The following is a 21,798-nucleotide window of genomic DNA, read 5'->3' as shown; positions in this document are numbered from 1 at the left end:
TTTTATCCGATTAGTCTCTTTTTCCCTGCATCTTTGGGTGTACCAACACGGAAGGTATTTCCGCCCGCCTCATCAGTTAAGCAAGCTTGGTTTGCAGAGAGTATACCTCTCATTGTCATATACATACCGGTATCTGTATAATCCCAGCCATAAGCATTGGAAATCAAACGATGCATTTCACGGTATCCCGCTTCAATTGCTTTATCACATGTAGGTCCGCAAGTATTGACAAAGAAATCCGTTTCAGTCTCCGTCATCGGCCAATTCAGTTCAAAGTTTTTTAACAGGCGCACACGCACAACAACACGTCCGCCTATTTCGATACCATTTCCGATGACTTCTCCATCCCCCATAGTTGCATGAAGATCTCCGAGAGCCAAGAGAGCTCCCTTTACCCTAACGGGAAGCCAGAGAGTAACCCCTTTTGTGATAATGGCACTATCCATATTCCCGCCATGATTATATACATGCCCTGTCGGAATATCACGCTCGTCATGAGCACAGCCTATAACACCTATCATAGGTTTAATGGGCCACTTCATATCTTTGAAGTGTACATATCCGTCTTTGACATGAATAATATGGGTACGCAGTTCACTTTTTTCTATAAACGGTCCGCAATCGGGGATTGTACAGACAGCACCGGACTCATTAACGGTAATATCCAAAATATCAACAGCAAGCACATCTCCTTTTTCTGCCCCTTCAACAAATACAGGTCCGGTTGCAGGATTGACACGCTCCCAATCTATGACTTCAGCTAAATCCGTTTCTTTTTTAATCTGATTTCCAAAACAATCTACAGTTATAAATTCCAATATATCCATTGGCTTTACGCGCGCTGCAGGTTCGGCGTTTTTGGAAAAAGTATATGTTGTTTTTTCTACTGTTAACATAAATTTCCTCCTTTCACTAAAATACAAACCCTGCCAAAAGGAATAACAGGGCAGAAATAACGGCAAAACCTACGGAATAAGGTACACATGTCGATGCATGGCGATCAGGTTTTAATCCGAAAACCGAGGATGTCAACATCGTGTAATCACAGATATAACACATATTGCATCCGAAACAGCCGGCAGAAATCATTGCAGCACCTGTAAGATACGGATTAGCTCCTACCGAAATTGCCACCGGTAAAATCATTGGGAACGCTATCAGCAAAAGACTCCAGTTCAATGACATAATCCACTCAGAAAGACAGAACACTGTAAATACAATGAAAGGTAAAAGATTAGGACTTACAAAACGGCTGACCAATCCTGCCAAGTAGTCTACATAACCCATTTCCGACAACACTGCATTTAACATATATGAAAGACAGAAAAGTAAAATCAAACTCATAAAATCTGCAAAACCTTCAACCAAACATGCCTCAACATCTTCCGAATTGATAATTCCACGGATAAGATAATATGCTGCAGTTGCAGGAAGTATAACCATCATTGCAGGAACAATATCGAAGTTAAATAAGAATGATGCAGCCATCATACCAATTAGCGGTAAAAAGAAATCCAATAAAGTTCCGTGCTTTTTATCAGGTTCATCTTCTGCAGTTTCTAATTGGGTATACAAAGTTTTGTCCGGCGTTTTCATTGTTCCGAATTTGGGCAGCTTCCCGATTGCAAAAAGCAATGTTCCTACTATGGCAATAATCGGATAAAACTGAAAAGGAATAGATTTAAAAAAGGCTGTCATTCCGGTACCATCTGCATTCATTCCGCCTGATACATAAAGCCCTCCTAAAAATGCAGCCCATGAAGTAATGGGGAACAAAACTCTCATAGGTTCCGCTAATGTATGGATGATAAATGCACCTTCCTCTCTAGGTACGTCCATCTCATCATACATAGGAGCCATAATATTTCCACCTACGGCGATTGTCATGTAATCATCGAAAAAAAGCGGAAACTGCATCAGCCATGAAGCAAGATTTAAATCTTTAGGTTTTTTTACTATACGGCGAATCAAGTGTGCAATTGCATGCATAGAACCGGCTTTACCCAATAGTTTGCTGAAAACATTCAAAAAACAGCACATAAGTAAAATCCATGCGAAATCCGCATTTGCCATTGTTGCAAAGAGTTGATCGATAAATCCCTGCACAACTCCCCGGCCTTTAAGCAAGGCAATACTGAAAAAAGTACCTAAAATCAGTGTTTCCAAAATTCTTCGGCTGACCAGTGTATAATAAAGAATAAATACGATAACCAGCGTTCCTATACTTGCACTTAATCCCTCAGCTCCGGGTGTAAAAAAGGCAGCCAAAAGAATTACAATTAGTGCAACACCGAATGTCATTAACTTATGCAAAGCTGTATGGGGAGATAATATCTTTTTTAAAGAAAACATTTACCTAACCCTCCTTACAAAAACCGGTCAAAGGACCTGCACACAGAAACAACACAGTAAGCTCAAATACTGCCATCCAACTCAAGAACCGCTTATCCGATTTCAATGCGGTTCTCTTCTCTTTGTGTGAATTACTTTTCTTCATGTAATCCTCCTGTTAAAATAATTTTTATATGTAACCGCAAAGCATTGAGCCGTATCATACCGCTCAGTTTGCAAACCGTGCTAAAGATATTAAGGGTTTATTAAACCTCCTAAATTCTTTACACAGCAGCTTTCCTTGCGGCAGCATACCACGAGTAAGATATAAAAAAACGCACAAAGCAGAACTATGCCGCTTTGTGCGTTATAATGTGATGATGGTATATTTTGGTTATAATCTATGCACGAGTACCGAGTACCGAGTACCGAGTACCGAGTACCGAGTACCGAGTACCGAGTACCGAGTACCGAGTACCGAGTACCGAGTAATTATGGGATCGGATTCAACTTTGTCAAGTGGTTTACTTAATTTTTGAGAATATTTTTTATTTAAAATTAAATATTGCTTTCCCATACTGAAAATTATAACATAATGTTTTTTAAAAAACAATGCTAAACCTGAAAAAAAATTAATTTAACTGCTAAATTTCTTATTTTTATCCGTACTTGAAATTCCGCAACAAAAAAGCTATTATAAGTTTTTATTAGGAGGTATGATAAACAGTTCGGCAGAAATTCAGCCTCACTGTTTATCTGCCGAGTTTTGTACCTAAGGTACAAAACTTCGCATTATTATATGTATGTGCTTTCAGCACATACTTGAAAAACTTTTTTCAGGATTTGATAATCCTTGCAAAAAGTTTTTATTAGAGGTAATCTATGAAAATTTTATATGAAAAAACACCGCTTTTTGATGAAGGCTTTTTAAAAGTTTCCGATATTCACAGTATTTATTATGCCCAATACGGAAATCCCAATGGGAAGCCCGTAGTTTTTTTACACGGAGGCCCCGGAGGAGGATGCATTCCGGTTGCCAGCCAGTATTTTGATCCCGAATTTTACCGAATAGTTTTATTTGATCAGAGGGGTGCGGGAAAAAGTTTACCTCCCTGCGAGATGAAAGAAAACAAATCGGAAAATCTAATTGAAGATATAGAAAAACTACGGGAACATCTAAGTATTAAAAAATGGATGGTCTTCGGCGGAAGCTGGGGAAGCACCCTCGCTCTAATCTATTCCATAGCTCACCCCGATAAGGTTGTATCTATAATCCTACGAGGAATCTTTTTAGGAACGCAAGAAGAAATAGACTGGATTTACGAAGAAGGCGGAGCTTCCAAATTCTTCCCTGAAGATTTTGAAGCCTACCAAAATTTTATTCCGCTGGAAGAAAGGAGCTCCTTGGTAAGGGCTTATTCAAAACGCCTTTTTGGAGAGGATAAAAAACTTTCGCTTGAAGCTGCCCATAAGTGGAGCCGTTGGGAATCGGCCCTCGTGCGTCTATTTCCCGGAGTCTATGATATGAGTGATGAAGAAGCCCTTGCTATGGCCAAGGCTGAATGTCATTACTTTTTGCACAAGTGCTTTTTTAAGGATGATAATTATATCTTAAACAACTGCAATAAGATTAAAGACCTCCCATGTACTATCGTGCAAGGAAGATACGATATGGACTGTCCGCCCTTCTCCGCTTATAAACTGCATAAAAAATTACCCAAATCGAATTTGAACATTGTACTATTCGGAGGACACTCCAGCATGGAACCGGGACTGGTGGACGGCCTTGTAAGAGCTGCAGAAGACCATAAAAAATTCTTTTAGTTTATTATGAATTCTCATTTACAAGACGAGCATAAAATCTTTGAAGGCCCCTACGATATAAGAGCTTATAATGACAAAAATATTATAGGCTTTAACCGTGTTTATAAAAAAACCTTGGATGACAACAAAGAGGACAAGAGCCTTTCAAATGAAGAAAATTTAAGAGACGTAGTTACAGTCTATATACCTAAAAAAAAAGGAAAATACCCTCTTATTTTAGTAAGCCATGGGTGGGCTAATTATAAATACGGTTTGTTACCTATCGGACACTATCTTGCCTCATACGGATATGCCGTAGCTCTTTTTACTTCAAAGAAAAAAGCCATCCCAAAGGATTGGATTCCAACCTTTACTGCCGTCCACAATTTGATAAAGAATAAAAATGAAGATTCCTCTCACGATTTATACGGCTTAATCGATATAAATAATATAGGTATTGTAACCCATTCGATGAGCGGGCCTGCATCTTTTTATTACGCAAGCCTTATGCCTGAAGTTAAGGCTATAAGTGCAATTCATCCTTATAATGGAGCCTCACCTATTGTTGAAGCCATAGCAAGCTCCAATGAAGAACTAGGCGACGAATTCCCGAAAATTAAAAGTGCCGTTTTATTTTTAACTTCCGAAATTGATAGATCCGCTTATCCCGAAAAAACCTACAAGTTTTTTAAAAACTTAAATAAAGACGCCCCTGCATGTTTTCTCTCATTTAAAAATATAAAGCATAATGGAGCCTTGGATATTTTTAAAACACCCCTATCCGGAGGGTATGATGAAAAAGCATTTAAACTTTATTCCCGTCTTTCAGTATTATGGTTTGATGCATTTTTAAAGGGTAAAAAAGAAAATTTAAAATATTTTCAAATAAATGATGAAAGTTTTCAAGATATTAAAGACTTGCTTTATACCGAAATACATAGAGAACATGAAGCCTATCCAAGCTATGATTCGCGTAATTTAAAATAAAAAAGCTGCCTTTATCGGCAGCTTTTTGCTTTATATAGTTATAAACTCAATCAATCACGGGGGGCATACTCATAGGGCTCATCATCATCCTTAACTTCCGTATCATAGGGCATGATAATAGCTGCTATTATGTAAACAATGATTCCGGAGCCTACAAATAAGGCAAATATAATCCACAGGAGCCTTATCAAAACAGGGTCAACGCCAAGATACTCGGCAAGGCCTGCACAAACTCCTAAAATTTTTTTATCCCTTGACGATTTGCATAATCTCTTTTTCATCTTTTCCTCGTAAAATGAGTCTATTTAACTTCAGCCTTGGCACTTACGGTTCTGTTTCTCTCTTCCCAAGGAGAAGAAACCCTGTTTGTATCTGATACAACAAAGAAACAGGCGGTTATCTTATCAAACCAATCGGAATTGGAATCATCCTTGCGCAAGATGTAACGGCATTCCTTTCCGTCTTTTGAAAAAGCTCTGCATCCGTTTACAGGTTTTCCCGATGCATCTATCATAGAACCGGAATCTTTATAGTATTTTTCTCCCGGCACATCAAACCAAAAATATCCGTTTTTTACGCGTTCATCATTTACCGAAAAGAAAATTTCTATCGAGTCAGCTTCTTTTGAAACCGATTTAATTACGGGAACCGAAAGAGCGGCTATTTCATTCTTTGACGAAGATTGAGGAACTATCTTTTTGATATTTTCCGGAGCAGTTTCGGCAGAAGTAAGGTTTCCTTCTTCAGCCTTGGATTCATCGGTTTTATCTTGAGCTTTCTTTTCAAAACCGGTAATATCCAGAACCTGCTCATACTTATTGCCGTTCCTATCGGTAAGAATGAATTTCCACTTTCCGAGAGCAACGGAACCTGATCCTTCCCCGCATTGAAGGCGTTTTACGGATGCAATCTTAGCCTTGTCATCAATTTCGGTTATCTTTTCAAGCTGAGAAGAATTTAATACCCACATATCGACCGGGGATTCAACCAAAAGTTTCTGGACATAATTTGTATTAAAAGAGCCTTCATAATTGATAAAAAAGCTTATAAACATCTCACCATTTCCTTTAAGCGTTCCGTTCCATATTGAAGTATCCAATCTTTCTATCATCCATGTAACCGAATTAATGGATATCTGTCCGGGCCCTGATGGAGTATCAGAAGCCTGCTTCGGAGTCGATTTACAGCCTAAAACAAGAGCCGTGCATAAAATTGCGATAAATATTTTTGAGTAGAGTTTTTGCATTTTCAATTCCTCCTCCTTCTATTATACACCTATAATTGCAAAAAGACAACAGCAATGAGGATAATTTTAACTATTTATGTTAAGCGACCTTTGCTCTTCACTGATAAATTGATGGGTATAAAGCTCATAATAATGGCCTTTTTGCTTCATCAGCTCATCATGATTACCGCATTCAATCATTTTTCCGCCTTCAACAACAATTATCTTATCTGCATTTCTTATTGTCGATAATCTATGGGCTACAACAAAGGAGGTGCGTCCCGATAATACGGTCGTAATGGCGCTCTGAATTTTTTGTTCGGTTTCGGTATCTATCGAAGAAGTCGCTTCATCCAAAACAAAAAGACGCGGGTTTCTTACCAAGGTGCGGGCAAAAGAAACAAGCTGCTTTTGTCCTGTGGAAAGAAGGCTTCCGCCTTCTCCGACTTCCGTATCATAACCCTTTTCCATTTTAACTATAAAATCATGGGCATCTACCAGCTTTGCAGCTTCGATAATTTCTTCATCGCTTGCATCCAATTTTCCGTACCTGATATTTTCTGCAATTGTTCCCGAAAAAAGATGGGGAGACTGAAGCACATAGCCTAGGTTTTCGTGAATCCAGCTTTCGCTCATGTCGGTATAGTCTATGCCGTCTACAAGGATGCGGCCGCTTTTGGGCTCATAAAACCTGCAAAAAAGATTTACGATGGTAGATTTTCCGGCTCCCGTAGCTCCGACCAAGGCTATAGTCTGTCCCGCTTCAACCTCGAGGTTAAAACCGCTTAATACAGGTTCTCCCTCTTTGTACCAAAAAGAAACATTTTCAAATTTTACACTGCCGTTAATAGGCGGCATTTGCTCTCCTGTGGGACAAAGAGCTGTGCCGTATTTTTTTATAACCTCATCCTTGTCCTTAATTTCGGACTCCTCTTCAAGAAGCCCGAAGATACGTTCAGCTGCTGCCTGAGCCGAAATAAATTCGGCAAAGAGGTCGGCAGCTTCAGCCAAGGGTGCATTAAACTGAGTAACATAAGAAAAAAAGGCAACCAGCAAGCCCATCGTAATAGCACCCGAAACAACCGAAATTCCTCCATACACAATCATGAGGGCGGTGCCGACAGCACCGATTAATTGAACTGTCGGCATAAGGATAGACGAAATTAAGATACCCATAATAGAGGCGGTTTTCATCTCCTCGGTTTTAGATAAGAATTCTTTTGCGTTACGTTCTTCACGAACCAAAGTCTTGGTAGTCTTAGCACCCTGAATATCTTCATTATAAGAAGCTGTCAATTGAGAATTTATTTTGCGTACCCGCCTTTGGGCTTTTAAAATTTTCCCCCGCAGATAAATACTGAAAAGCACAATTACGGGCAATGCCGCCAAACCTATGAGGGCGAGCCGAGGGCTGTCTCCCAACATTGCAATTATTACAGCCATCATCATACAAAAACCCCAAAAGAGGTCGGTTGCCCCCCATGCGACAATACCGGATAATTTATTTATATCTGAGGACATTCTTGACATAAGCCATCCGACGGCATTTTTATCATAAAAAGAAAGAGAAAGGGACTGCAGCTTTGTAAAACACCTCGTTCTTAGGCGATGGCACATTTTTATTTCCAAATGGCCTATAAATTTTATAAAGAAAAAGGTAGAAACAGCCGTAATCAGCAAAAACACCCCCGTAAAAATGATTGAAGCATTAAAATTACTTAAATCCCGCCCCTTTACAAAGGTGTCTAGAACATATTTTGTCATCTTAGGCTGAACAATATCCAAGACTCCTGTCAGACCGCCCAAAAGGACACCCGGAATCAAAAGTTCCTTAAAATAGCCGAATTCTTTTAGAACCTTTTTCCATACTCCGCTTTTAAATTTCTCGTTACCTTTATCTATATCAAAATCTTCCATAATTTTATTTCCTTAAATTACGCTCTAGCTTGTACAGCACTTTGAATATCGTAAATTCTCTTATATAAACCTTCTTGAGCTATCAACTGCTCATGAGTGCCCTCTTGGCTTATTTTCCCGTTTTCTAAAACGATTATATTATCCGCATCGCAAATAGTTGAAATTCTATGCGAAATTATAATCATAGTTTTGTTTCCCTTTTCTTCTTTTAGAGCGGAACGAATGCCGATATCCGTTTGGGTGTCGACGGCCGAAAGGGAGTCATCAAAAATAATAACGGGAGAGTCTTTGATGAGGGTTCGGGCAATTGCAAGCCTTTGTTTTTGCCCTCCCGATAAAGATACGCCGCGCTCGCCGACCAAGGTTTCATAACCTTTTTCAAACTTACTTATTTCATCATCTAAAAAAGCAACCTTTGAGAAATGACGGGCCGAGGAATCTGAAACATCAGGCACAGCTAATTTGATGTTTTCCATAATTGTTCTGGCGTATAAAAAAGGCTCCTGCAAAATAAGCCCTATCTGCGACCTTATCCAGCCCTTGTCTATTGTGTTTAATTCTTTTCCGTCTATTTTGATGGAACCGGAATCATATTCATAAAGACGGGCAAGTAAATGTACAAGGGAGCTTTTTCCCGAACCTGTAGGCCCTAAGATTGCAAGGGTCTGTCCGCTTTTAATACTAAAAGAAACATTGTCGAGTATCTTTTGATTTTGCGTTTCGGGATAAGAAAACGAAACGGAATCAAAAACTATATTTCCGGTAATTTCGGGTTTTTCGTTTGTCGGAAAAATATCTTCAGGCGTTTCATTTAAAATAGTCTCAATACGGTTTGCCGAAACAAATGATTTACCTATATTGCTTATTATTCGGCCTAAACGGCGGACAGGCCAGATTAACATTTCCGTATAAGAAATAAAGGCTACCAAATCGCCTGCCGTTATCTCATTGCGGTAGGCCAGAAGGCTTCCGTAAAGGATTATCCCAAAAACTTGGGCAATCGAAAGAGAATCGGCAAAGGCCCAAAAGGCAGCAAAGCTGTTGTTAATCTTTAAATTCTGATTGCGGTATTTTTCGCTCCGTTTAATAAATTTTTCTATTTCGTATTGATGGCGGGTAAAAGCCTTTACGACTCTTATGCCGGTTAAATTTTCCTGTATTGCAGTAGTCATTGAGGCTTCATACTCTGTTGCCTTTTTAAATTGACTTTGAATTCTTTTAAAAAATATAGCCGACGAAAAAAATGTTAAAGGCATAATGCAAAAAGAGATAAGCATCAGGCTTGTGTTTAATTGCGCCATCAGGTAAATAGTATAAATTATTAAAAACACGGCGCTTATAGTATCCATTATCTGGGAATACAGGGCCAAACGGATGGTCTCAACATCAGAAGTACACCGCTGAATCAAGTTTCCTGTTTCTGCCTTTGAATGATAAGAATAAGGAAGAAGCTGAATGTGATTGTAAAGCCTGTTTCTAAGGGTTTTTATTGAGCGCTCGGTTGCAATACTGGCTATATTTATTCTGCCGAATGTAAAGATGCCCCTTATAAGTGAAAATGCAACTACCAATGAGGCCATCACAATAAGACCGCTTGTTCCGTTTAAGTGATTTTTAAACAAGGCAACAAGCCGAGATATTAAACCTTTCGGCAGGGGAGCTCCGCCTATTACCGAGTCTATTGTAATCCGGATTAGCTGGGGCTGCATGGCAACAATCACTTGCGAAAAAAGCGTAAAAATAAGGGCAAGCAGATAAAGCCGGCTTTGCCCTCTCGCATACGATAAAAGTCTTTTTAAATTTTGCATAGTTTGATACTCTAATTCCTAAGTTATTATTTTAGCACAAAAAAAATATTTATGCTATATAAATTTCGTCTAAATTATTCCTATTACGGTCCAAAAAACCTTGGTTTTTTTTAAAATCTGTGCTACAATCTATCAAGGAGGAAGCAATGAAAGTAAGAATTTTATATAAAAATCCTAAGTGTTTTGTTAATCAGAATCTGAAGAAAGACAAAATTGGGCTAATGGGATGTAAATGTAAGCATCAGACCTTATGTTATTTGACAGAATGAACTTTGTTTCGACGTGGTACCTAAATAATTAGAGGTTGATGAAGAATTTTCTGCTGAAGTTGGTGATTTGGTAACTACAGGAAAATCTAACATTGTTTGATAGCAACGGCTCTTTTCCATATGGTTTATCTTTAAGTGAGTTTCAATATGGTTTATTTGGTTGTGGGGCCAACAATATTGACTCTTTTATCTTTGATCCGATAGGAGATGTTTATAAATGTATATTAGATATTGGAGACATAAATAAAGTTATGTTTAATGTTGTTTCTGATGAAGTAAAAAATAGTTTTATAGAAGCAGAATATTTAATTAAAAGTGAGTATTTAGATGATCCAGAATGCGTAGTTTGCCCACTTGTTTTTGTTTGCAATGGTGGATGTACAAATTATCGGATAACAGAAAAAAAGAAAAGATGTATTTTTTTAAAAGGTGATTTTGATGCATATCTGGAGATGCAATATTTGGATTTAATTAGAGGAAACAAATGTTAAATAAAAAGAGCAAGATAATAATCAATGCACTCAGACTTTTTTATTTGTCGGGGCCTTTTACTTTTATAGGTGTTGAAATTCTAACATTTTTGCAAGGCTTTATGCCTTTTTTATCCCTTACCGTTTTTAAATTGATTATTGACGCAGCTAGTGGTCATTCCAACTTTGCTAAAAATACTTTAATTTTGTCATTGGTTTGGGGTGGGGCTTTTTTGATGCAGCATCTGTCTTTAATAGTAAACGAAACCTTAAGACAAAATTTAAATAATAAAACACACCTTCGCATGAATAATATGATAATGAAAAAAACAATTTCGTTCCACGGAATTCAAAACTTTGAAAGTAAAGAATATAGAGAAATGGAGAGGCGGCTTGATTTTTGTTCAAATATGTTTCCATACTTTCTACACTGCTTTACCGATATTTCTCAATATATTATCCAGTGCGCTAGTGTTTTTTTTATTTTTGGAAATATTAAATTTTGGATACCAATAGCGATTATTTTTTCGCTCATACCTGCTGTCCTTACACAAAAAAAGCTCGCAGTCTTAGATGTAGAGCTTGAAACAGAACTTAGCCAAATTCAAATACGAGAAATGTATTTGAGAAGAAATATTATAGATCCTCGTTATTCTAAAGAATTTCGAATTTTTAATTTTTTCTCTGTATTCAGCCAGCAATATAATAAAATACAAAATAAGATATATAACACAAAGAAAAAATTTGAATTGCAAACATTAAAATTTAATCTTTTAGGATTTTTTCCCCGGCTTGTTGTTGCCTCAGCCATTTTGTATTATATCTTTTTAAAGGTAATTGCAAAACAAGATGTGTTTTATACAGTGGGCATGCTCGCTTTATATCTACAATCAGTTTTTGTTTTTTCAGATGCTTTTCTTCAGATTGCAGGGTGGAAAACAGAAGTTGACAGGGCATTACAAACAATTAAATACTTTTTTGATTATATGGACTATAAGGATAGTATTGAAATTCCAGATGATGGTTTATCGGTTGATGAGGAAATAAAAGAAATACGCTTTGAAAAAGTCTCTTTTTCTTATGGTGATAGAGCAGTCCTTAAAGATATTAGCTTTGAAATAAAATTAGGAAGTGTAGTTGCCATTGTTGGCGAAAATGGAGCAGGAAAAACAACGTTGATAAAATTACTTTTGCGTTTTTATGATGCAAGTTCCGGTACTATTTTTATAAATGGCATTGATATTAAAAAATATGATATCCATCAATATCGAAAAAAAATATCTGCTATTTTTCAAGATTTTCCAAAATTTGAGTTGTTGTTAAAAGAAAGTATTTTGCCGGGAAATAATGGGTATTTTGAATTATCACCTGAAGAGGTTAATATTCTTGGAGATTATTTTTATAAAACTCTTCCGGAAGGGCTTGATACAATGCTTGGCACAGAATTTGGTGGACGTGAATTATCAGGCGGTGAATGGCAAAGAATAGCGATCCTTAGAGGATTGAAAAAAAACTCAGCTATTTTTGTTGTAGATGAACCAACGGCATCAATTGATCCAATACAAGAAGCCCGGATATATGAAAAAATAATGGCACATGCTAGAAAAATTACAATTTTTATAACACATCGCCTTGGCAGTATAAAAAAGGCTGACAGTATTTTAGTTTTGAGGAATGGTGAGCTTATTGCCTCCGGTTCACATGAAAACCTGATGAACTCCTGTTCCTATTATAATGAATTGTACTCAAATCAGGCCAATATGTATAAATAATGTGAAAGAAATATTAATGGGATATTCAACATACTTTTCAGTCATATTGATACATTCTTTATGATTTATTACTTCAAAATGTTCTTTTAAGGATTTATTTTCCACAGTCAAACCTCTGTTGATAACCAACGCTGTTTCTTTGAGGGTTAATGTATTCCCTCGATAGCATTTGAATTATAAGTATGCCGATTCCTCTTTACGGTTTTTCATCTACGGACCCTTATTGACATTTTTTTGATTTGATGATATATTCTTGTCTTGTTATTCCCCGGTTGTGTAATGGTAGCACCGCAGATTCTGGTTCTGCTTGTGGGGGTTCGAATCCTCCCTGGGGAATTTTTCTATATCTTTGGTCCCTTCGTCTATCGGTTAGGACATGAGATTCTCAATCTTAAAAGACGGGTTCGATTCCCGTAGGGACCGATTTTCCCATCTGTTAAAAATACCGCAATAAGTAATTTGATACCCTATAGACTTTTTCAAAATTTACGATAATATATAAAGATATGGAAAGAAGTCTATCAACATTCGATCAATTAGTAAAGTCATTATCCACAGAAGAAACACAAAGCTTACTGGAAAGCATTCAGAACAGCATGGAAGAATTTAGCAGAAAGGCACAACCGGAAGAAAAAAACAGCCTTTCAGAAAAAATTATAGAACACCAGCATGCAGGCATATCAAGCGAGCCTTTTTTAATCCGCTTATGGCTTTCCATAAGGTCATTCTTACGTTCCATCCCCTTAAAAGTAATATATAATGAAGAACTATTAAAAAGAATGGCAAAAAGCCTTAAAAGATCGGCCGGAGCGTATATAAATATACACCAGAATGTATATACGGGTGTTTTTTACACGGAATTAAAAAATTTACGAAAAACCCAATTATTTTTTACATCTCTTCTTTCTGCATATGATTCGGGAAAGGGCTCTTTCTATATGCTGGTAAGTTCCTTTGTTGCACCTGCAACCTATGAAAAGCTTATGAAAGAAACAAATCCTTTTTCAATTAAGATAGGCTCGGAAGTTTCCTCAAACATAAGGACAGGCTTTTTAAGAAAAATAGATTCGGTTTTTTCCAATTTAACGGATGAAGAAAAAAGTGAAATGTACCTATGTGCCCAAGCCATAGAGTGGATGAAGTCCTTCTGCTCTCTGGCATTGGATAAAACCCTACTAAGATTTAATATGATATCGGATTCAAATGCTACCTGCCAAGCCCTTACAATACAGCCCGAAATGGAAGTCCTTTCATCAATACTTTATTCCAAAAAAAATATACCTCATAACCTTCTGCAAGCCTTATTTTTAATGCATGCGCAAGAGACAATAATAGATGATGACAGCAGAATGGTAAAAGAAGCGGACGAATTCGTAAAAGATGCTATCGAAGCCCTTAGTGCAATAAGAATCTTTTTAAAACAAGTTCCGCTTCTTGACATTACCCGCTACATCAAAAAAGACATCAATTGGATGCCGTATAGACTAACAGGCGGTGAAGATTGGTTTATTTACTTTAAGCAGGCTTGGTATGATAGGTTTAACCAAAAATGGTCAACTTGGTCATATGAACAAAAAAAGTTTAATATTAAGGTTCAAATGATTAATCTCCTAAAAGTAGGAGATTTGGAATCCATGAAGTTTTGCCCATGGAGGAATTTATGGGTAGAATGCAAATTTAAAAAAGAACTTCCCTTTTTATTTTTAAAAACATTTTTTTATTCCTTTTACAATGAAAAACTTTCAGATACCCTAAAAACAATTTTGGTAGAAGGTAACTTCTACAAACATGAAAATTTAAATGAGTATACAACCTCTTACAATGTGCTTGAACACCGCAAGGGTGAATTTGAAAAGTTTGAAAACCGCTTATCACCCACAGGCGATATCGGTTCAACCTTTGCAAAAATACGTGCAGAAAAAACCGCAACTCTAAAAAATAAAAATCAAATTGAAGGTTTGATGCACACGATAGAGTCTGAATCAAAGCAGCTTATAACTTCGAGTATTGACGCTCTAAAATCGGTTGAAATGATTTTAACGGGAATCCTTGGAGGCGGAAAAACAAGCACATATGCAACCATTACAAACTGGGCAGTTATAGCCGGAGTTAATAATGGTATTTTCCGCGAGGAAGTTGCTGCTGCAAAGGAACAAATACATACAGGCATAAACCTCCTCTCATTAGCGGAAAAACTTGAAGCCGAGGCTCTATAAGCTTATACAAATCTAAAGTAGGTAAACATCACACTCAAAGACCCTATGAAAGCTCCCAATAAAAAGCGTATAAGAATTAAAACTATTAAGCATACGATTATCTGTTTTCTCAAGCTCATAAATTTTCCGCCGGATAATTTGTGCACTCTAACAAAAACAGGAGACAAAAACCTGTCGAGCATATCTGCAAAATTTCCTTGGCGGTAGTTTTCGGAAAAATCAAGCACCAGCCTGATTATCAATATGATAATAAAGAAATTGAGTAAGAATGAAAAAAATGACCAAACTATACCTACAAGGTTTAATATAATTCCCAAAACTGAAAATGTCCGCATATCTGCAATTTGGAATAACACACCGGAAAAAAGGGATAAAATCCCGATGGCCAAAATAGGCGAAAAATCTACCATTCCGATTTGAGTAAATTTAAACCTTCTAAACCAGCTCAAGTAAGGATCACAAATTTCATAAAGAAAACCGCCTCGTGAATTGGAACCGAACCACGAAAGAAAAATATAAACAATACAAAGGTAAGAATAAATCTTTACCGCAAAACCAAATGTATTAAAAAGTGATGATATCATATAAACCTCTCTACCTATACTTTAATTTAATCATTTTTTTTATTCAAGCCAAATTTGTTCAACCCCGAACTGCATATTTAATTCTTCTATAAATTCCGGAGTTGAAGGAATTCGAATTTGAGGAGAAGCTTTAATTATATAAGCCTTATCCTCATCTTTTACATGAATATAAACCTCGCAATTCCCTGACCGCTCATATAAGAAGTCTTTTAAACCTGTCAATTCTTTTGCCGATGTTATATTTTCATCAAGCTCAATATGAACTTCGCTTAAAGCCTTTTGCTGTAACTTATCAATTTCCAAAACTTCATCTACCAAAAAGGAATGAGACTCCCCGTCACTGTTATCGACGGAGCCGGCAAAGCCGCAGACGGTTTCAGGTAAAAGAACAGCCCTATATTTTTCCCAAGTCTTTGGAAAGAAAACCAAATCCAATGTTCCGTTTAAGTCTTCAAAGGTTCCGAAACCCATCATCGCACCTTTTTTTGTTTGATGCTGTCTGACTCCTGTAAGCATACCCACAAGAACATATCTTTTTTTTGAGGTAGCGCGTGCAAGATGTGAAATATCCAAGGTAGCGGAATTATCTATAACCTTTCGGTATTCATCCAGAGGGTGTCCTGAAATATAAAAGCCCATCAGCTCTTTTTCAAGCCTCAGTTTTTCTTTTTTGGGAAACTCTTCGATTTTTTCAAAAACAAAATCCGAAAACTCTTTTATGCCGGAGCCCTCAAAAAGACTTCCCTGCCCCGTACTTTCGTTTTCTTTTTTTTGGGAAGCGTAAGCAACTGCTGCATCAAGGTTTACCATCAATGTAGAACGTTCCTGCCCCAAGCCGTCAAAACAGCCGGTTTTAATCATAACTTCAAGGTTCCGCTTGTTTTGAGTGTGCAAATCGTTTCTTTCCAAAAAGTCGATAAACGACTTGTACCTGCCGTTCTTTTCGCGTTCTTCTACAAGTTCGTGAGCCGCCTGCATTCCGACACCCTTGATTCCCAAAAGGCCGAAAATAATATTTCCATCGGGGGAAACACTAAAATAGGGATCGGACAAATTTACATTGGGGGGAAGAATCTTAAGGCCCATCTTTTCGGCTTCGGCAATGTATTCGGGAAGCTTGTCGGTCGAGGTAATTTCGTTAGTAAGGTTAGCCGCCATAAATTCTGCCGGAAAATGAGCTTTTAGGTAGGCTGTTTGAAAGGCTAAAACCGAATAGGCGGCTGCATGGCTCTTATTAAAACCGTAGCCTGCAAAGGGGATAAGAATCTCAAAGATTCTATCGGCGTCTTCCCTGCTGAATCCCTTTTCTTGTGCACCCTTAATAAACTTTTCTTTTTCGGTTTTCATAACCTCGATTTTTTTCTTTCCCATAGCACGGCGGAGTATATCGGCCTGACCTAAAGAGTAGCCGGCTATCCTTTGGGCAACCTGCATAACCTGTTCCTGATAAACGATAACTCCATAGGTTTCGGAAAGTATATCTTCAAGGCAAGGGTCGGGATATTTGATTTTAGAATTATCGAATTTTGACTCGATAAATTGGTTGATATAATCCATAGGCCCCGGACGGTACAAGGCATTTAGAGCAATCAGATCTTCCATTTTGGAAGGCTTTGCACGCTTTAAAATATTTTGCATTCCCTGACTTTCAAACTGGAAAACTGCAGCCGCCAATCCCTCACTTAACATCTTAAAGGTAGCAGCATCCGAATAATCAATATCGCCTATAGAAAATTTTAACCAGTCTCCGCCTCTTTTATGGATTAGGTCTTCGGTATGTTTTATAAGGGTTAAGGTTTTTAGGCCTAAAAAGTCCATCTTTACAAGGCCGCAGTTTTCGATTAAGTCCATTGTAAACTGAGTCGCGACCTTTCCGGTTTTTGAATCCTTGTAAAGCGGAACGTAGTCGGTTAAGGCTGTCTTACCTATAACGATACCCGCAGCATGAAGACTGGAATTACGGTTTCGGCCTTCAAGAGCTATGCTTATTTCAAAAAGCTCTTTGTATTGAGAGTCTTCAGCCATCTCTTTTAATTCGGGAACTACATCAACAGCGTATTTTAAGGTAACCTCTTTTATACCGTCCGTTAAGGGTTTTGGAGGTATGAGCTTTGTAATGGCATTTACATCGGCAAGCGGAATATTTAAAACCCGTCCCACATCTTTTACGACAGCCTTAGGCTTTAAGGTTCCGAAGGTAATAATCTGACCGACATTTTCGTCCCCGTATTTTTGACGCACATACTCTATTACCTCCTGTCGCCTTTCAAAGCAAAAGTCTACGTCAAAGTCGGGCATCGAAACCCGTTCGGGATTTAAAAAGCGTTCAAAAAGGAGGTTGTACTTTAGGGGATCTATGTCGGTAATCCGCAAAGAGTATGCAAGGATTGAACCGGCTCCGGAACCGCGCCCCGGGCCTACGGGTACTCCGTTATTTTTTGCCCAGTTTATAAAATCCCAAACAATTAAAAAATAGCCGACAAAGTCCATTTTTATAACTATATCGAGCTCATAGTTAAGTCTGTTCTTTATTTCATCGGTAATGACGGGATAACGCTTTTTTAAGCCTTCCTCAGCCAGATGCCTGATATAGTCTTCCTTTGAGCTAAAATCTTCAGGGATTTTGTATATCGGAAGAATGGGACCGGGTTGAGGGATTTCCAAATTGCACATTTCCGCAATACGGACAGTGTTTAAAATTGCTTCGGGATATTCGGGGAAGAGCATAGCCATTTCCTCTCCCGACTTAAAATAAAATTCGTTTCCCTCAAACTGCATACGGTTGGTATCGGTTCTAAGTTTTTTCATTCCGATACACATTAAAATATCTTGAGCTATATAATCTTTTTGTTCTACATAATGAATATCGTTGGTCAAAACCAAAGGAACACCGACCTTGCGGGCCATCTCGATTAAAAGTTTGGAAGCCTTTTTTTCTTCTTTTAGTCCATGGTCTTGAAGCTCGATAAAATAATTTTCGGCACCGAAAATTTCACGGTATTTTCGGACATGGGCTTCGGCCTTTTCTTTTTCGCTGTTTAATAAAAGAACAGGAAGTTCTCCTGCAAGACAGGCCGACAAGCATATAAGCCCTTCCGAATACTGTGCCAAAAGCTCATCATCTATACGCGGCTTATAATACATGCCCTCAGTATATCCCTTAGAGCAAAGCACCATTAAATTGCGGTATCCTGTTTCGTTTTTCGCCAAGAGGATAAGATGGTAGTATTTTTTTCCGCCCGGAGTTTCTTTTTTTTCAAACCGGCTTTCGGGAGCCACATAAAACTCACAGCCGATTATGGGTTTTATATTTTTTTCTTTACAGGCATTATAAAAATTTATAACCCCGAACATATTGCCGTGATCGGTCAATGCAAGGGCTGTCTGTCCCAGCTTTTCAGCCTTTGCCGCAAGAGCTTTGACCGAAGCCGCTCCATCTAAAAGAGAAAAATCGGAATGAACATGAAGATGAACATAATCGACAGTCATAAGGCTTTAAGACTACCACAAAATGCCCTTTTTTTCAAGACTTGTAAAAAGAAAAACACCCAAGCTGCCAATCGGAATAAAACTGAAAGAAAAACCGGAAGATTTAAAACCTCTTGAAACTTCTTGATTCTTTAAAAATCAAGAAGAAATTTGAAACTATTTTACACCACTGTTGTTATATAAGTATGCTGGAACGTCCGCCTATAATTACAAAAGAGCAAGAAAAAAAAACCTCTCAAACAGCATTTGAACCTGAGATAGAAAAGCTAAATGCAGGTTATCCCTATTGGGATAAGGTAAAATATTTCCATTTACCCAATATCAACCCTGAAGAACTATGGTTCGCTATTAAGAAACTTCGCCGGATTAATCGTACTTTTTTAACCTTCGGTAAATATAAATTCAGTTTTACGGTAAATGACGAAATAATCAAATTGCTTCACTATTTTGATATGAATATCGGAGGAAACTTTAAAACATCTCACATTCTTCCTTACGAAAATAAAAATACTTTACTGATTTCATCTATAATGGAAGAAGCTATTGCTTCAAGCCAAATGGAAGGAGCTGCGACCACAAGAAAGGTTGCAAAAAATATGCTGCGCAAAAAGGAAAAGCCTAAAAATAAAGACCAACAAATGATTTTAAATAACTATCAAACAATAAATTACATAAAAGAAAATATATATAAAAATTTTTCGGTCAAAATTTTAAAAGATATACATCATTCAATGACAAAAAAAACATTGGAAAATGAAACCGATTCAGGTCAGTTTCGTGAACATAATAATATCATCGTAATGGATGGGCTTACAGGAGAAACTGCTCACTGTCCGCCTGATTATCAAGAATTAAAAGAGCTGATTTCCGATTTAGAAAAATTTTTTAATGGAAAAGATAAAATATTTATCCATCCCATAATAAAGGCGATTATCATTCATTTTATTATGTCCTATATACATCCATTTACCGATGGAAACGGGCGTACTGCACGATCCCTATTCTACTGGTACATGATAAAACATGGGTATTTGCTTATTGAATATATGCCTATTTCACGCATTATCTATAAAACAAAACGAATGTACGAAAAGGCTTTTCTATATACCGAGTACGACGAAAATGATCTCACTTATTTTATTTTGTACAATCTGCGTACAATCAAAAAAGCATTTGAAGATCTAAAAGTTTACATAAACCGCAAAACCCAAGAAAATAAAAATCCTTTACTGCTAAGTTACATCAACGGAATCAATGAAAGGCAGGGAGAAATTATTCAAATCGTACGGGAAAATCCGGATATTATGCTGACAGTCCGTGAAATAGAAAACCGTTTTGCCGTATCCAACTTCACAGCTCGAAGCGATTTGGAAGGTTTGGTAAAACTCGAATTCTTATCGGAAATAAATCTTAATAAAGTAAAAAGAGCCTATGTAAGATCGAAAGTTTTTGACTCTTTGTTGGAAAACGTACCGTAAACTAAAAAGTCTGAACTATCCAACAAGTTTTTTAGAGATGCCCATCTATTTATTCGTATTTTCCTTTATCGTATTTCTAAGTTCATGTATAATTTTTTCTAAACTTGGGTCGGCAGCAATTTGCTCTTCAATCTTGTTACAACCGTGCAAGATGGTCGTGTGGTCCCTGCCTCCGAAGTCGTTACCCAGCTCCGTGGTAGAACACTCGGTCATTTCCCTGCAAAGGAACATGGCAATTTGGCGCGGAAACGAAAAGCTCTTGGTGCGCTTTTTGCTTTTAATGTCCGAAATTGAAATACTAAAATAATCGGCTACCGTTTTTTGAATGAGGTCGATGGTAACATTCCTTTGGCGGGCTGATCCGAAAAAATCTCTTAAAATATTCTTTGCCGTAGCCTCGTCCATTGTTTTTTTTATAAGTTCCGTATAGGCGATAAGTTTTGTTAAGGCCGCTTCCAAATCACGGACATTTGAAGAAACATTTTTTGCAACCATGTCGATGACTTCATTCGGAATTTTTGTGCTGTGTTTTTCCATTTTCTTTAAAAGAATCGCATAACGTATTTCATAAGCCGGGGTCTGTAAATCTACATTTAATCCCCTTTCAAATCTGGATTTTAAACGCTGTGAAAGATTTTTAAGTTCTGAGGGTGGACGGTCGCATGTAAACACAATCTGCTTATTCTTTTCGTAGAGCTCATTAAAAGTATGAAAAAGCTCTTCTTGAGTTTCTACCTTTCCTTGAAAAAAGTGGATATCGTCTATGAGAAGGACATCGGCCTTTCGGTACTTACTTTTAAAAGCAGGCATCATCTTTTTTTGGACACATTCGACAAATTCGTTTGTAAAGTTTTCTGCCGTTACATAAATAACTTTAAGCTTTGTCGTATTCCATATTTTGTTTCCTATAGCCTGCATAAGATGGGTTTTCCCCAAGCCTACCCCTCCGTAAATCAAAAATGGGTTATAAGCCGTTCCGGGATTTGTCGAGACCGCTATAGCGGCATTTACTCCAAAGTTATTATTCGGACCTACAACAAAGTCCTCAAAATTATACTCAGGTCTTAAATCGGGATGCAGGCCTCTCCCATTATCTTCATTTTTGACCGTTTTCTGCTTTTTTTTTGCTCCTTTTTCAGTTGATACAGAGCCGGATATAGCTGTATTTTCCTCCATCTCCTCGGAATTTGCAGAATTTTTATTGATAATGAATTCTATAGACAACTTTTTACCGGACAGCTCAAAAAGCTTCTTTTCGATAGCTTTTTTGTGCTTTGAGACAAGTTGATCCCTAAAAAACTGTGAAGGCACAGCCAAAACTATTGAATTCTCCGTCGATTTTTCATATTTGGACGGTAAAAACCACATAGAAAATATAGAAAAGGCTAATTCTTCCTTAAACTGATTAACAGCTTCATCCCAAAAAATTTTATAATCCCATTCACTCAT

The 21,798-nt window shown here is 37.4% G+C and carries 15 protein-coding genes and 2 tRNA genes; 8 read left to right on the top strand and 9 right to left on the bottom strand.

Going from position 1 to position 21,798, the window contains the following annotated elements:
• Positions 1–2: 2 nt before the first annotated feature.
• Positions 3–896 (bottom strand): acetamidase/formamidase family protein, encoded by an 894-nt coding sequence (locus E4N80_RS00085; RefSeq protein WP_253699576.1) that lies wholly within the window; start codon positions 894–896, stop codon positions 3–5.
• A 16-nt stretch (positions 897–912) separates the two neighbouring features.
• Complete coding sequence (locus E4N80_RS00080; protein ID WP_253699575.1) at positions 913–2,352, bottom strand: Na+/H+ antiporter NhaC family protein; 1,440 nt, start codon at positions 2,350–2,352, stop codon at positions 913–915.
• Between the two features lie 861 nt (positions 2,353–3,213).
• On the opposite strand from E4N80_RS00080, the gene pip reads away from it, so the two are divergent.
• Positions 3,214–4,155, top strand: coding sequence for a prolyl aminopeptidase (pip, locus tag E4N80_RS00075; protein ID WP_253699574.1), 942 nt, complete (start codon positions 3,214–3,216; stop codon positions 4,153–4,155).
• 6 nt (positions 4,156–4,161) lie between these two features.
• Complete coding sequence (locus tag E4N80_RS00070; protein WP_253699573.1) at positions 4,162–5,121, top strand: poly(ethylene terephthalate) hydrolase family protein; 960 nt, start codon at positions 4,162–4,164, stop codon at positions 5,119–5,121.
• Between the two features lie 50 nt (positions 5,122–5,171).
• Here E4N80_RS00070 and E4N80_RS00065 read toward each other — a convergent pair whose 3' ends face one another.
• From E4N80_RS00065 to E4N80_RS00050, 4 genes are all read right to left on the bottom strand, one after another.
• Complete coding sequence (locus E4N80_RS00065; protein ID WP_253699572.1) at positions 5,172–5,402, bottom strand: PspC domain-containing protein; 231 nt, start codon at positions 5,400–5,402, stop codon at positions 5,172–5,174.
• Between the two features lie 20 nt (positions 5,403–5,422).
• Complete coding sequence (locus E4N80_RS00060; RefSeq protein ID WP_253699571.1) at positions 5,423–6,367, bottom strand: hypothetical protein; 945 nt, start codon at positions 6,365–6,367, stop codon at positions 5,423–5,425.
• Between the two features lie 66 nt (positions 6,368–6,433).
• Positions 6,434–8,263, bottom strand: coding sequence for an ABC transporter ATP-binding protein (locus E4N80_RS00055; protein WP_253699570.1), 1,830 nt, complete (start codon positions 8,261–8,263; stop codon positions 6,434–6,436).
• 17 nt (positions 8,264–8,280) lie between these two features.
• On the bottom strand, positions 8,281–10,071 hold the full coding sequence (locus tag E4N80_RS00050) for an ABC transporter ATP-binding protein (protein WP_253699569.1): 1,791 nt from the start codon (positions 10,069–10,071) through the stop codon (positions 8,281–8,283).
• Between the two features lie 361 nt (positions 10,072–10,432).
• Between E4N80_RS00050 and E4N80_RS00045 the strand changes: the two genes are divergently transcribed.
• From E4N80_RS00045 to E4N80_RS00025, 5 genes are all read left to right on the top strand, one after another.
• A complete protein-coding gene (locus E4N80_RS00045) occupies positions 10,433–10,831 on the top strand; it encodes an SPASM domain-containing protein (protein WP_253699568.1) in 399 nt (132 codons plus the stop codon).
• Positions 10,825–12,582 (top strand): ABC transporter ATP-binding protein, encoded by a 1,758-nt coding sequence (locus E4N80_RS00040; protein ID WP_253699567.1) that lies wholly within the window; start codon positions 10,825–10,827, stop codon positions 12,580–12,582. The genes E4N80_RS00045 and E4N80_RS00040 overlap by 7 nt, the downstream gene beginning before the upstream one ends.
• Before the next feature lie 265 nt (positions 12,583–12,847).
• Positions 12,848–12,918: transfer RNA gene (locus tag E4N80_RS00035), tRNA-Gln, on the top strand.
• A gap of 15 nt (positions 12,919–12,933) precedes the next feature.
• Positions 12,934–13,005 (top strand) — tRNA-Glu (locus E4N80_RS00030).
• An 83-nt stretch (positions 13,006–13,088) separates the two neighbouring features.
• The gene (locus tag E4N80_RS00025; protein WP_253699566.1) at positions 13,089–14,798 is read left to right on the top strand and encodes a DUF5312 domain-containing protein; all 1,710 of its coding nucleotides are present in this window, start codon (positions 13,089–13,091) and stop codon (positions 14,796–14,798) included.
• A 2-nt stretch (positions 14,799–14,800) separates the two neighbouring features.
• Here E4N80_RS00025 and E4N80_RS00020 read toward each other — a convergent pair whose 3' ends face one another.
• Entirely contained in the window at positions 14,801–15,382 is a 582-nt protein-coding gene (locus E4N80_RS00020) for a YggT family protein (protein WP_253699565.1), read from the bottom strand.
• 39 nt (positions 15,383–15,421) lie between these two features.
• Positions 15,422–18,871 (bottom strand): DNA polymerase III subunit alpha, encoded by a 3,450-nt coding sequence (gene dnaE, locus E4N80_RS00015; RefSeq protein WP_253699564.1) that lies wholly within the window; start codon positions 18,869–18,871, stop codon positions 15,422–15,424.
• Between the two features lie 185 nt (positions 18,872–19,056).
• Between dnaE and E4N80_RS00010 the strand changes: the two genes are divergently transcribed.
• Positions 19,057–20,349, top strand: a complete 1,293-nt coding sequence (locus tag E4N80_RS00010; protein ID WP_253699563.1) for a Fic family protein — start codon at positions 19,057–19,059, stop codon at positions 20,347–20,349.
• Positions 20,350–20,394: 45 nt separating this feature from the next.
• Here the strand turns inward: E4N80_RS00010 and dnaA are convergent, their stop codons facing one another.
• Positions 20,395–21,798 carry a chromosomal replication initiator protein DnaA gene (gene dnaA, locus E4N80_RS00005; protein ID WP_253699562.1) on the bottom strand — a complete coding sequence of 468 codons (1,404 nt, stop codon included), beginning with the start codon at positions 21,796–21,798 and terminating at the stop codon, positions 20,395–20,397.

This window comes from Treponema denticola (genome assembly GCF_024181605.1).
Taxonomy (GTDB): Bacteria; Spirochaetota; Spirochaetia; order Treponematales; family Treponemataceae; genus Treponema_B; species Treponema_B denticola_B.
The sequence above is the reverse complement of the archived record's forward strand: the minus strand, read 5'-3'. Positions and strand labels throughout refer to the sequence as shown.